Raw genomic sequence first — 14,127 nt, 5'->3', positions numbered from 1 at the left:
CAATTCAATAGGAAGTCGCAATGAAAAATTACTTAAAGAACAGTCATTTCATCGACAAAGTGAAACAAAACGTCAAGGTGACTGGCGCTAGGCTCGCTGACCGGCATCTTAATCTAGCGGTGACTGGGTTAAGTGGCAGCGGAAAAACGGCTTTTATTACCTCTTTAGTCAACCAGTTACTGGAGGCAAACGACAGTGCTGAGCTGCCGTTTTTTTCTGTCGTTAGAGAAGAACGGTTATATGGCGTAAAACGTGAGGCTCAGCCTAATTTGAGTTTACGGCGCTTCGAATATGAACGCGCGATGCAAGCACTTGACGCACAACCAGCATGTTGGCCGGAATCCACCACAGGCATTAGTCAAGTGAGGTTGCATATTCGTTATAAAAAAAATCGAGGATTGTCCCGTTATTTTAGTGAAGATGCGTTGCTTATCCTTGATATTACCGACTATCCAGGCGAGTGGTTATTGGACTTACCCCTTCTCGAAATGGATTTTGCTCAGTGGTCACAACATTGCGATCAGGAATTGCTGTCTCCTGAGCGAATGCAATTGGCTGGTGAGTTTGTGACGCTCAGAGATTCGCTAGACTTAACGGCTAAGGGGGATGAACTGGCCCTTAAACATATCGCCAGTGTGTATACCGAATACCTGAATCAATGCAGATCTGCCGGGTTTCAGCTATTGCAACCAGGTCGGTTTATTTTACCAGGAGAGCTTGCGGGCGCGCCAGTGCTGGATTTTTTTCCTTTATCTGACGTTCAAGTTCAGCAGACCTCACAAAGGGGAGCAGTTAAAGGCAGCAACCAAAATTTACTGCATAAACGGTATGAGCATTATCAAGAGCAAGTTGTTAAACCATTTTATACCCAACATTTTAAACGCTTTGATCGCCAGGTAGTGTTAGTTGATTGTTTATCGGCTTTGAATAATGGCAGGGCACATTTCAATGACTTACAGCGAGCTTTAAATTGGCTGTTAACCAGTTTTGAATACGGTAAGTCAAACATCTTGTCACGGCTGTTTGATCCCAAAATTGATAAATTAATTTTTGCAGCCAGCAAAGCCGATCATGTTACACCGGATCAGCAAAGTAATTTGGTTAAGTTGCTTGATTCCATGCTGCATAATGCCCGAAAGCAAATGCAATTTGACGGCGTAGCGACTGAATCAACGGCAATAGCTGCTATTCGGGCATCCCAAGCGGGAAAAGCCGTTCATCAAGGAGAAGACATTCAAATACTACAAGGTACAGACGCACAGGGAACGCCCATTCGAATGTTTCCAGGAGATGTCCCTGCTAAATGTCCGGGCGATAATTTTTGGCTGACGCAAGGGTTTGATTTTCCTCGATTTGCTCCGCCGCAAAGATTAGAACAGCAAGCATTGCCACATATCAGGATGGATCGCGTATTAGAATTTATTTTAGGGGATAAAATACGATGAATTCAACCAAAGGTAATAGCGGCGAAGCAACCAATATTGCGGCTGATATCACGCCGATAAAATCAAAGGTTACATTGGAGGTTGAACAGGACAATGCTGCCTCTGCTCATATACGTCAGGCCTCGTCAGTAGATATTGATCAGGAATGGCACGCGCTAGAACCAATCGATTACGCATCAGAACAAACTGAACACAGTGACAGCAACCTTATACCAAAACCTAAACGCAAGCGCTGGTTAGGAAAATTCATGGCCGGCTTGAGTCTTGTTGTACTCGTGTTGAGTACCGTTGAATTGGGCATGTTTATTCATGATATGTATTTACAAGATGATTGGTTAAGCGGCATATGGCTAGGTGTAGGCGTGTCGATTCTAGTGTTACTTTTTGCCGCTGTTTACAGTGAGTGGCAGGGGTTACGCCGACTTAAAAAACAAAATTCAGCTCGTCAAACTGCAGGCGATTTATACGCCACGCCGGCTATTGGCTTAGCTAAACAGCATTGTTTGAACATCGCGGAAACGTTACCAACGGGCTATGAAAATGCTATTGCCTTATGGCAGCAAAGTATAGATGAACATCACACCGACAAAGAAGTGCTAAGTCTCTTTGAACAGCAAGTGATGACTAAGGTCGATCAAAATGCGCTAGCAAAAGTGATGCGCAATGCTGGGGCGTCGAGTGTCATGATAGCGGTCAGCCCATTTGCACTGCTGGATATGGCGATAGTGCTGTGGCGCAACGTGCGTATGTTGCAACAGGTGAGTGAAGCATACGGTGTACATCTAGGCTATTGGGGACGCATTGCGTTAATACGCCAGATCTTTCATAGCATGCTTTACGCAGGGGCTGCTGAGATTATTTCAGATGCCGGTAATTACGCACTTGGTGCTAGCTTAACCGGTAAGTTATCGACCCGCATCGCGCAGGGTATGGGGGCAGGTGTATTAACGGCTCGAATAGGATTAAACACGATCCATAGTTGTCGTCCTTTACCTTGGTTATCGGTACAACGACCTGGGTTGAATCAGTTGAGCAAGAAAATATTAGCTGACTTACATAAGCAGTTGAAATAAAAAGTACGTAGTTTGTTTTGTAGCTGACAAACAAAGTATGCGTAGCTATATGTTTACGTTTTGTGATTTTATTGTTACCAGCCTGTGTCTTCTGATTTAGTCAGCTTTGGGTAGACTTCGCCCAAGAATGATTCAAAGAAGGCAGTTTTGTTTTTATGGCTAAGCAATCCCAATACACGTCACACACTCCAGATGAAAACGGTATCGTTCACTGGAGTGAAACAGAAAATAAAATCTGGCAGCGTTTAATCACTCAGCAAAAGAGCCTGCTTCATGGCCGGGCGTGCGATGAATATCTGCAAGGCTTAGCGTTGCTCGATTTGCCCGACGATCGCATTCCTCAACTCGGTGAAGTGAATGACGTGTTAGCTGACACTACGGGTTGGGAAGTAGTACAGGTACCAGCGCTAATTAATTTTGATTCTTTTTTTAAGCTCTTGGCAAACAAGCAATTTCCCGTTGCAACTTTTATTCGCAGCGATAAGGAGTTTGATTACTTACAAGAGCCAGATGTATTCCATGAAATATTTGGTCATTGTCCGCTGTTGACCAATCCTGCATTTGCTCATTTCACGCATACCTACGGTAAACTCGGATATGCAGCGTCACCGAAGGAGCGTCAGTATTTAGCTCGCTTATACTGGTTCACTGTTGAATTTGGTCTAGTGGACACGCAGGAAGGTTTACGTATTTATGGTGGAGGAATACTTTCTTCTCCAAAAGAAACACGCTACGCGCTGGAAAATGCTAAGGCTGTGCGCCGAAAAATGCAGCCACTAAAAGCGGTTCGTACCCCATATCGAATTGATATAATTCAACCAATTTACTATGTTCTCGACTCTCTTGCGTCACTTTTTGATTTGGCTAACTCAGATATTATGCAGCTGGTGGAAGAAGGTCAAAAACGTGGATTATACCCACCTCAATTTGAACAAAAATTGAGCCAAGAGAATTAGCGTTTCTTACATTTAGTAACAATCTGCTTTCAAATTAACCGTCTATTAGCGCACTATCAAATGTTAATTTGGTGTGCTGCTTAGCTTGTTTGTGTAATAATATCTTTACAATGAATTGAATTAAGAAGTTTTATGCGTCTGGAAATAAGTTGTCAGGACCGTTTGGGTATCACACAAGATGTCCTTGATATTTTGGTCAGCCATGAAGTGGACTTGCGCGGCATTGAAATCAATGAAATGGGAAAAATATACCTGAGTTTTCCCAATATGGATTTTGCAGACTTTCAACATTTAATGCCGAAAATTAGAAAGATTGAAGGCATCGATGATGTAAAAACTATTCCATTCATGCCCCTTGAGCGCGAACAAAACCAATTGCGAGCGCTATTGCAAACTTTGCCCGACCCTGTTTTTTCGGTCGATACCAAAGGGCGAATTTTACTGCTCAATGATGCGGTAACGACTAGCCTAGAAACGCAGCGTGAAGCGTTGATCGGGCTAGATATCGATGAGCTCGTTAAGGGGTTTAATACCCCGCGTTGGTTAGAAAGTAAAAAAATTACCAGCATTACACAAAAAGTACGCTTTATTGAGCAGAATTATTTAGCGGACATCCTACCCGTTATGGTGCCGGATTCGGGAGGGGAGCCGATACTGGCAGGCGCAGTTTTTATCCTTAAATCCGAACAACGGCTTGGCCAGCAACTCACAGTATTTCATGAGGCATCTATCGACAGCTTTATGTCGATTCAAGCGTCGAGCAAAATCATGAAAAAAGTGGTGCGTGAAGCGAAGCGCATGGCCGAACTTGATGGCCCTATTATGCTCTATGGTGAAACTGGCACCGGTAAAGAGCTTATCGCTCATGCATGTCATGAGGCAAGTCGCAGAAAAGATGCCAGTTTTTTAGTCTTAAATTGTGCCTCACTGCCAGATAACGTAGCAGAAACAGAGTTGTTTGGTTACGCCGCAGGTGCGTTTGGACAGACATCTGGTAAAGAAGGACTACTAGAGTTAACCCAAGGAGGTAGCTTATTTTTGGATGAAGTAGGGGACATGTCGCCGCAACTTCAAGCTAAGTTACTTCGAGTACTTCAAGACGGCAAATTTCGACGGGTGGGTGATACCAAAGAAGTGAAAGTCGATGTACGTTTTATTTGTACAACGCAAAAAGATCTCACTCAGTTAGTGCAAGAGGGGCGCTTTCGTGAAGATTTGTATTATCGATTAAATGTACTGAGTCTCGGTATACCACCATTACGTGAACGTAAAATGGACATTATCCCGCTGGCGGAAACGTTTTTGAAACAACATAGTCTGACGCTAGGGCGCAAGGTCCCGAAACTAACGAAATCGTGTGTGGATTATATTCAAGCGTACCCATGGTTCGGAAACGTGCGCCAATTAGAAAATGTGCTCTATCGTGCGGTATCTTTGTTGGAGGGGAACGAATTGGGAAAAGAGCATATTCAGATCCCGTCGAGCGCGAATGCCATGAGTTTTGTCACCGAAAACTTTGAAGGCAGTTTAGATGAAGAGGTCAAACGTTTCGAAAAAAGTATATTACAGCGGCTTTATCCTAGTTACCCTAGTTCGCGTTTGTTGGCGAAAAAACTGGGTCTCAGTCATACCGCTATCGCAAATAAATTGCGCGATTACGGGATCAATAAAAAGTCTGTAAAGATTTAACTACGCTACTGTAGTGTAAAGCTGACAACGCGAGGTCAGTAACCGTTATCTTGTATTGTATAAAATAAGCAAATTTACAATGTAAACATTATGTTACTTTTTGTTCTTGTTTCCTCGCTGCTATATTAATAGCGGTGCCCTATGCAAGGTTGTTTTTTTCAGGTTAATTGCTGTAGTAGCGCAATTATCCAAGAGAAAATTATGTCTTTGGGCACCACCTATAATCCTTTAAACACAGACGGTTTTGAATTTATTGAATTTACAGCTGCTGACGAACGAGGCATCGATGCCCTTGATGACTTGTTCATATCCTTGGGCTTTGCAAAAATAGCCGAGCATCACTCTAAAAAGGTGTGGCTGTATAAACAAGGTGGCATTAACTTTATTCTTAACGCTCAGCCGTCATCACGAGTGGAAAGCTTTGCACGGTTATATGGATCAATCGTGTGCGGAATAGCTTTTCGCGTAAAAAACGCAAAAGTTGCGCTGGAACATGCAGTTGAAAATGGGGCTAAACCATTTGAGGGCAATCTTGGGCCGGTGGAGCTCAATCGCCAGGCGGTACACGGAATTGGCGAGACCTCGCTTTATTTCGTCGACCGTTATGACGATGATTCAATTTATGATATTGATTTTAACTTCGCCCCGAATTGGCAACAAAAAATGCAAGAGTGTGGTGTGGGCTTGCATACTCTGGATTATCTTAGCCATAACGTAAAACGCGGTAATGGGGTCATATGGGCAAATTTTTATGAACGTTTGGGTAACTTCAGGGAAGTTCGTTTTTGTGCAATCGAAGACAAACCAACGACGCCAACCAGTATAGCCATGTCTTCACCCTGTGGGAAAATACGTATTCCCATCACTGAATCATCTGATGATAAATCTCAAATAAAAAAATATATCCGTAAATATAATGCAGAGGGGATACCGCATATTGCTTTATCCACTGATGATATAGACCAAACAGTCAAAATACTGCGCGCAATGGGGGTGGATTTCGTGGATACCCCAGTGCCCTATTTTAATGGTATAAATGAGTTCATGCCTAAGCAGGGGGAAGATCATAACGCCTTGAATAAATTAGATGTTTTGCGCGAAAGCGCAGCAAAGAAAGACGGAATACGACTGCATCTTTTCGTTAAAACGGGTTTCCGTGGCGTGTTTTTCGAAATTATCCAGCGAAAGAGTCGATGAGGAGAATGTATAGCTTTAGGGGAGCTAATCAACAAGAGAAAAAACGGATTTGAGCCGATAATGACAGGTAGAGCGATAATCCATCTAAACTATGTATTACCGCTTCGTTTTATCATTAAAGGATTATTGTTGCTTAATAGGCAGTTCAGTTGTGTTTTTCACTTGCTTAAGGGCAAATGTAGAACTTAAATGGTCTACTAACGGTAAGTGGGTTAATTTTGATTTAAGTAAATGTTCGTACTCTTCAATACTTTCGACAATCACTTTCAATAGATAATCTTTCTCACCACTAGTTGTATGGCACTCAACTATTTCGTCTATATTTTGCACCGCTTTTTCGAAATCGTTTAATGATTCACCATCATGGTTTTTCAACGTCACATAAATAAATACCGAAACGCCCAAGTTAAGCTTTTTACTATTGAGCAAGGTTACTTTTTGCAAAATAATCCCATCTGCTTCCATGCGTTTAACACGTCGCCAGCAGGGGGTATGAGACAAGCCGACTTTTTGGCTTAGCTCAGCCATAGAAACGGTTGCATCTTTTTGCATCACTCTTAAAATTTCGCGGTCGAATTTGTCCAATTTCATCATTATTTTTCAATTTATAGCGAAGTAAAATTCGCGGCTAGCATGCTGAAAAAGTCTATCATTTTCAAGCACAGATATTAGGATATATATCCTATATTAACTCATGGATAATGACTACTGTTGCAAGGTAGTAATTCTGTCACATTAACATCGCAAGGCATGTCCTCTTTGATCTGCGCTAGTATAGCGACAAGTTTCGCTAATCTTACTCAGAGTACTACTAGAATGTCTGTTTTTGACCATATCGAATTTGATGAACATGAACACGTCGCTTTTTGCCACGATAAAAAGACCGGATTAAAAGCCATTATTGCTGTGCACAATAGCTATTTAGGTCCCGCTCTTGGTGGCTGTAGGATGTGGCCATATGCTAATTCGGATGAGGCTCTGAACGACGTGCTTAGATTGTCAAAAGGCATGACCTATAAAGCGGCAATGGCTAATCTAAATCAGGGGGGCGGTAAAGCCGTTATCCTTGGGGATCCTCGCGTGCATAAAAGTGCTGATATGATGCGTGCAATGGGCCGCTTTGTGGAAAGTCTAAGTGGTCAATACATCAGTGCAGAAGATTCGGGCATGTCAGTAGCTGATCTACAAATCATGGCTGAGGAAACGACACATATTTCAGGAACCAAAGCATCCTACCATTTTGCAGGAGAGGAAGCAGATGGAAACCCCGCACCCTCAACAGCTTATGGCGTATTTACAGGCGTTAAAGCGTCTGTCAAATATCACTTTGGCTCCGATTTACAGGGTAAGAAAGTCGCTATTCAAGGACTAGGGCATGTTGGTTACAGGCTCGCTGAGCACTTGCATCGGGAAGGGGCTGAGCTATTTGTTGCTGATATTTATCCTGAAGGGGTAAATCGAGCGAAAGAAAAACTGAATGCAACGATCGTATCACCCGATGAAATTCTTACGTTAGACGTGGATGTGATCGCCCCTTGTGCAATGGGCGCTACTGTTAACCGTCAGTCGATAAGTACGCTAAAAGCAAAGGTCATTGCAGGAGCGGCAAATAATCAATTGGCGTCGGAAGATTTAGGTGAATTGCTTAAAGATAAAGGGATCTTGTATGCCCCTGACTACGTTATTAATGCTGGAGGGATTATCGACATTTACCATCAAAAGATGTTGAGTTCTAACGAAGCATTAAAAACGCACTTGGAGAAAATTGGCGCAACACTAATGGAAGTATATACACGTGCCGATGAACAAAACTTAGCCACTAATAGGGTCGCTAACACTATTGCCGAAGAAAAATTCAAAAAATAGTGGCAAAAAAGTCCTTATATCAAGGATGTGGCTTGCATCTAAATTTAGTTTTGTCATAATGCGCCGCCTAACTGATGTAGAGCAACTTTATATCATTTAGGCAAGTTTCTATGGTGGTTCTTTGGTCCCTCCGCAATGATACTCTGTGAACTCGGTCAGGCCTGGAAGGGAGCAGCCGCAGCAGACGACTCATGTGCCGGAATGTGGCTGGAGAACCGCCACCCAATTCTCCGTACCAGCTTATTTATTATCCTTTTTATCTAAAAATTGAATGGCCTTATTCACTGCGTCCTGTGTATTCATCTCCATTTGCTGACGTTCGCTCTGCGCCAAATAAAAAGACATGTCTACTTCGTAACGTATATACCTAGGTGGCAGCTGGTTCAATGCTAAACAGCATAAATCTGCAACATAGTCTTCATCGCTTGCCAAAGGCAATTTCAACTCTGTGATATGCTCAAGCACTAAATGCTCATAATAGTTATGTATATCATCATCTAGTTTCATTTAAATTTTCCTTACCTGTTTTGCGTGTACTTCGAGCCGAGTGCAGGACTATTCATTCAAATTTTGTTGCCAACAGCATAAGCCAAGCCAATATTTATGAAAGAGTTTATTTCAAAATCTACCATTTAGAAGTTTCTGATAAATGAGAGAAAACTAACGCCATTGTTTATTCACTAGTTTTCAAAAGCTGGCTCTTAGGTGAATGCTAAATAGTATTTGTAGTTTATTTATGGCGTCATTGAATAAAAATGAAGCAGCAATGTAACATTTGTAAATATAAATTTACTTTTTTAATGCTTCCTTGGCATTTCATTCATAACTTTTGAGTGTTAGATGTTCTAAAGCATTGACCTAGGCAAGTTTGTTTGGATACTATTCAAGTGAGGTTCACTACCTTTACTTAATAAAAAATCGCATTAGCGAATAAACACTAAACACATATAGTGGTCCAGGGAGACATACATGTTTACAAACTCAAAGTTGACGAAGTCGATTCGTCTGGCTATGGCTGTTGGTACAGTTGCAGCTATTTCATCTAGCAATGTTTACGCTCAAGAAGCTGCGAATGCTGCAGCCGCTGAAGAAACCGCAGCTGTAGAAAAAATCTCTGTTACAGGTTCTCGTATCCGTAAAGCTGATTTCGTTTCAAATGCGCCTGTTGCATCTTTAGGTTCTGATCAATTCGTATTAACGGCAACGGTTAATACAGAATCACTTCTAAATACCCTTCCTCAAGTTGTTCCAGGACTTGATGGTACGTCTAACAACCCAGGTAATGGTACTGCGTCAATTGACTTACGTGGTCTTGGTACTAACCGTACATTAGTGTTAATCAACGGTACTCGAGTTGTTCCTACAACTGCGGGTGGCCAAGTAGATATTAATGCTATTCCTACTGCGCTTATCGAAAATGTTGAAGTACTAACGGGTGGTGCATCTGCGATTTACGGTTCTGATGCTGTTGCAGGTGTTGTTAACTTTATATTGAAAGACGATTTTGAAGGTGTTCAAACCAGCGTTGGTTATGAATCATCAGAAGAAGGCGATGCAACAATTTGGAATGCTGATTTAACAATTGGTGGTAACTTCGCCGATGGTAAAGGTAACGTTGTATTCAATATGGCCTACGCTGACCGTGAAGCTGTGTTACAAGATGCAAGAGGGTTCTCTACCTTCGCACAATTTGATGATGGCGAGGGCAATCTTTTTGATGGCGGTTCTTCATTAGTTCCGGCTACTCGTATTAACTCCGCTTTCCCTCAATTTGATGGCAGCCCTGGTATTTTTAACACAGACGGTAGTATTCGAGAGTTTATTTCTTCTGGTGATGATAACGATTTTTACAACTTTGCGCCCACTAACTACCTTCAGTTACCGCAAGAGCGTCATCAAATTACAGCATTAGGCCATTACGAAATATCTGATAATGCTGAAATTTACGGTCGTGCTATGTTTACTGACAGCCGCGTACCACAGCAGTTGGCTGCAACACCGATTCTTCAGGAAGCTGAGTTCACTATTGATGGTAACCCTTTCATAACACCTGAGACTCAAGCAATTTTGTCGGGTGTTACCGGTAATGGTATCGATACCGATGGTGATGGTATTGATGACACAGGTACCGCGCAGTTCCGTCGTCGTATGTTAGAGGTTGGACCTCGTCGTTCTGAAGATGCATTTAACTCCTATCAGTTCCAGTTCGGAATGAGAGGTGCGTTTGGTGATTCTAACTGGACTTACGATACTTATTATCAAACTGGTAAGGTTAACCAAACCACTGCACAGTTGGGTAACGTTAACCGTGACCGTTTCTCGCAAGCATTATTGCTAGCCACTGATGACGCCGGTCAAGTTATTTTGGACGCTGATGGCAATCCATCATGTGCTAATACCTCTGCGAATGGTGGTATTTCAGGTTGTTCACCAATGAACTTATACGGTGAAGGTAATATTTCACCTGAAGCCGCTTCATTTGTAAGTACTGCTGTTAATTCTAACGCTGTTTTTGAGCAGAAGCTTTTTGCTGCTAACATTTCCGGTGACTCAGAAGGTTTCTTTGAATTACCTGGTGGCCCATTAGGGATTGCGTTTGGTTATGAAAATCGCTCAGAGTCTTTTGAATTTTTACCGTCTCAAGATCTAGCCGCAGGCACTATCGCTGGTTTCAATGGTGCACCAGGCCTTGCTGGTCAATATAAAGTAGACGAATTCTACGTTGAAGCATTCCTACCTATATTGTTCGATTTACCTTTTGCTTACAGCTTAGAAATGGAATTGGCATACCGTACAGCTGACTACAGCACTGCAGGTTCAGTTGATAGCTACAAAATAGCTGGTTCTTGGGCGCCTATCGAGCAACTGCGCTTCCGCGCTGGTTTCAACACTGCGGTTCGTGCTCCAAATATCGGTGAGTTATTCTCTCCGCAGAGTGAGGGCTTCCCTCCAGCATCAGATCCTTGTTCAGCATCTGGTTCTGCTGGTGCACAAACTGACGCTATTCGCGCGATGTGTGTAGCGACAGGTGTACCTGCTGCGAACGTATTTACTCCTCTAATTAACCCTGCTTCTGGGCAAGTACGTTCAATTGGCGGTGGTAACCCAGACCTTAAACAAGAAGAAGCTGATACCTATACTATCGGTTTTGTAGCGGAGCCAACGGAAGATCTTACTTTCAGTGTGGATTACTTTAACATTGAAATAGATGATGCAGTCGGCGCATTTGGTGGCGGTACTAATAACATTCTTGCAGTATGTTACGACCCTACAGACCCTCGTGGTGGTGTGAACAGCATATACTGTAATAATGTTAACCGTCGTTCTGATGGTAGCATCGACTTCGTACAAACGTCGTCACAGAACATTGCTTCTATCACACTTAAAGGTTATGACGTAATCTCTAGCTATACGACTGATTTCCAAGGTGGAGCGGTTTCGGTAGATTACTTGGGTACATTTACTAGAGAATCTGATTTCTTGCCTGGTCCAGGAGAGCCTGCGATTGAATGTGCCGGTAACTTCGGTTCTGACTGCGGCGAACCATTACCTGATTATAAACATCGTATGACGTTTAAATGGACTGGTGACGACTTTACTGCGCAGCTTGTATGGCGCTACATTGGTGAAACTCATGATGATGACAGCGGCACTGATTACGCAGTAGAAAAAATTGATGGAGAGAGCTACTTTAATACATCTGCTAGTTACTACTTCAATGACAACTACCGTGTAACTGCTGGTATTGATAACTTGTTTGACAAAGAACCACCAATTCTTGGTGATAACGCACAGCAAGCGAACACGTACCCGGCTACATATGACGTATTTGGCCGTACTTACTACATAAACGTTACTGCTACTTTCTAAAGAGTAGGGTAGGCAAGTAGTGTTAAAAAGGTGAGCTTAGCTCACCTTTTTTTATGTTTGAATAAATGAGGCAAGTTGATTTGTGAATGATCTCACTGTTGCTTTAGCTGCGCATAAAGCTGGAAACATTGAATATGCTGAAAATTTGTATTTAGCCTATCTACTTAAAAAACCGAATGACATTAATGCCAACCAATTATTAGGTGTTTTATATTCAAGTATTCGACGATATGACGATGCTATTCCTTTGTTGAAAAGAGCACTACGACACAGCCCAAATCAGCCGTTCGTTTTAAATAATCTAGCACTTTGCTATAAAAATAAGCAAAACTTCGAGCGTGCCGAGCGTTTCTTTCAAAAAGCAATTCAGCTCAAGCCTGATTTCAAAGAAGCACATAAGAATTACATCGCTACGCTAAGCAGCCAAGAGGTGTATGACAAGGCGTTAACTTTTGTAGACGATGCATTAAGTCACTGGCCATTGGAACTTACTTTTCGTTTGCAACAAGCGAATATCTATAGGGCAATGGGTCGTTCTAGTAAAGCGATGAAGTGTTTCGAAAAGCTGTTTTTAGAGAATCCACACAACACTGATATAATGCATGCGTATGCCGTAGCTTTAAGGGTGAATAATAAACCGAGAGAAGCGCTGGCGTTGTTGCTAACGTTGGAGAGAAGTGGATTAAACGCATTTGAGTTATTTCATAATATGGGGAATGCGCACTCTGACTTAGGCGAGCTCCAAACAGCAGTGCATTACTATGTCAGAGCACTAGCGCTAAACTGCGAATATATTGAATCACATCAAAACTTAAATGAAATATTGTGGGAACTTAAAGACCAGGAACGTTTTCTTTCAAGCTACTTATCCGCATTCGAAAAAAGTGAATCGTCGTCGTTAAGGTTTTCTTATGTACGCACACTCATCAGGATCGGTGATTGTAGCCTAGCGTTGTCTTTCCTAGAGTCTTTAAATGAGCGGTTTAAGCTAGAAACAACCTATTTTGAATTACTTGGAATGTGCTACAACGGATTAGGCAACAAGGCACAGGCGCTCGTTTTTTACGAAAAAATGGCGATATCTGATAGCGTGAACGTAGATCAAAAATTAAATTTTATCCGTGTTCTAATCGAGTCAAACAAATTAAGTAAAGCAAAGTTAATTCTTGAGGAGATACTGCAAGCTGATGCCAAAAATAAGCTTGCTATAGCGTACTTGGGTACATGCCTTCGTCTACAAGCCGATCCTTTAGAGTCCGAACTAAATGACTACTGCGGAATGGTAAAAGAATATTACATTCCTGTTCCCGATAATGTTGATACTCTCGAAGCGTTCTGTACCAAAATTTGCGAGTATGTACGACATTTACATACGGGGCAAAATCAGCCGCTAGAGCAAACTTTACAAGGCGGCACCCAAACAAGAGGAAACCTATTCTCTCAAGACCATCCCGTTGTAAGTGATTTACTCGCTTCAATTAAATCGTGTTTACACGACTATGCATTGGATACGCAGCCGTTAATTTCTAAAAGCAAGTATTTTGAAGGGTTAAGTTCATACCAGTTTGTGGGTTCTTGGTCTGTTAAATTAAATAAAGATGGTTACCACTCTAATCATATTCACCCTCTAGGTACATTTAGCTCTGTACTTTATATTAAATTACCTCAAAAATTAGAATGTTCAAACTCTAAGGCAGGCTGGCTAAAACTTGGGGCGCCTAATTTAGACTTACAAAACGAATTGCCGCCTAAGCATTACGTAGAGCCTAAGGTCGGAAAATTAGTGATATTTCCATCATATATGTGGCACGGAACAGAAAAGTTTTCCGAAGATGATGAAAGGATCACTATCGCATTCGACGTTAAGAATGCTGATTTTAAGCATGACTAGAACTTCTTCGATAAATCTCACAAAGAATGGCGGCGGCAATGCCTATTAAATTGCAGGGAGCTGTATCTAGCTACTTCTTTCGTGAATGAAATTATCAATAATTGATAAATTAATTATGATTAATCGTATAAATTAATATG

The 14,127-nt window shown here is 42.0% G+C and carries 10 protein-coding genes and 1 other RNA gene; 9 read left to right on the top strand and 2 right to left on the bottom strand.

Annotated elements, in window-relative coordinates; genetic code table 11:
* Positions 1–20: 20 nt before the first annotated feature.
* The 5 genes from GPLA_RS11665 (at position 21) to GPLA_RS11645 (ending at position 6,360) form a co-directional block, all read left to right on the top strand.
* A complete protein-coding gene (locus GPLA_RS11665; protein WP_007105126.1) occupies positions 21–1,445 on the top strand; it encodes a YcjX family GTP-binding protein in 1,425 nt (474 codons plus the stop codon).
* A complete protein-coding gene (locus tag GPLA_RS11660) occupies positions 1,442–2,518 on the top strand; it encodes a YcjF family protein (RefSeq protein ID WP_007105125.1) in 1,077 nt (358 codons plus the stop codon). Before GPLA_RS11665 ends, GPLA_RS11660 begins: the two co-directional genes overlap by 4 nt.
* Before the next feature lie 155 nt (positions 2,519–2,673).
* Positions 2,674–3,474, top strand: coding sequence for a phenylalanine 4-monooxygenase (phhA, locus tag GPLA_RS11655; RefSeq protein WP_007105124.1), 801 nt, complete (start codon positions 2,674–2,676; stop codon positions 3,472–3,474).
* A gap of 132 nt (positions 3,475–3,606) precedes the next feature.
* Positions 3,607–5,163, top strand: a complete 1,557-nt coding sequence (gene tyrR, locus GPLA_RS11650) for a transcriptional regulator TyrR (protein ID WP_007105123.1) — start codon at positions 3,607–3,609, stop codon at positions 5,161–5,163.
* Positions 5,164–5,364: 201 nt separating this feature from the next.
* Positions 5,365–6,360: a 4-hydroxyphenylpyruvate dioxygenase family protein gene (locus tag GPLA_RS11645; protein WP_083882051.1), complete on the top strand. Its 996-nt coding sequence runs from the start codon at positions 5,365–5,367 to the stop codon at positions 6,358–6,360.
* Positions 6,361–6,483: 123 nt separating this feature from the next.
* Here the strand turns inward: GPLA_RS11645 and GPLA_RS11640 are convergent, their stop codons facing one another.
* On the bottom strand, positions 6,484–6,951 hold the full coding sequence (locus tag GPLA_RS11640) for an Lrp/AsnC family transcriptional regulator (protein ID WP_040514602.1): 468 nt from the start codon (positions 6,949–6,951) through the stop codon (positions 6,484–6,486).
* A gap of 225 nt (positions 6,952–7,176) precedes the next feature.
* Here GPLA_RS11640 and GPLA_RS11635 point away from each other — a divergent pair, with 225 nt between their 5' ends.
* Both GPLA_RS11635 and ffs read left to right on the top strand, forming a co-directional pair.
* A complete protein-coding gene (locus GPLA_RS11635) occupies positions 7,177–8,226 on the top strand; it encodes a Glu/Leu/Phe/Val dehydrogenase dimerization domain-containing protein (RefSeq protein ID WP_007105120.1) in 1,050 nt (349 codons plus the stop codon).
* A 119-nt stretch (positions 8,227–8,345) separates the two neighbouring features.
* Positions 8,346–8,442, top strand: an RNA gene (gene ffs, locus GPLA_RS23220) — signal recognition particle sRNA small type.
* Between the two features lie 24 nt (positions 8,443–8,466).
* On the opposite strand, the gene GPLA_RS11630 is transcribed toward ffs, so the two are convergent.
* A complete protein-coding gene (locus GPLA_RS11630; RefSeq protein ID WP_007105119.1) occupies positions 8,467–8,733 on the bottom strand; it encodes a late competence development ComFB family protein in 267 nt (88 codons plus the stop codon).
* Between the two features lie 462 nt (positions 8,734–9,195).
* On the opposite strand from GPLA_RS11630, the gene GPLA_RS11625 reads away from it, so the two are divergent.
* Entirely contained in the window at positions 9,196–12,096 is a 2,901-nt protein-coding gene (locus tag GPLA_RS11625) for a TonB-dependent receptor domain-containing protein (protein ID WP_007105118.1), read from the top strand.
* Between the two features lie 82 nt (positions 12,097–12,178).
* Positions 12,179–13,987 (top strand): putative 2OG-Fe(II) oxygenase, encoded by a 1,809-nt coding sequence (locus tag GPLA_RS11620; RefSeq protein WP_007105117.1) that lies wholly within the window; start codon positions 12,179–12,181, stop codon positions 13,985–13,987.
* The last annotated feature ends 140 nt before the right edge of the window (positions 13,988–14,127 follow it).

It is taken from the genome of Paraglaciecola polaris LMG 21857 (assembly GCF_000315055.1).
GTDB classification, from domain to species: Bacteria; Pseudomonadota; Gammaproteobacteria; order Enterobacterales; family Alteromonadaceae; genus Paraglaciecola; species Paraglaciecola polaris.
This window is presented reverse-complemented; position numbering and strand designations above follow the sequence as displayed.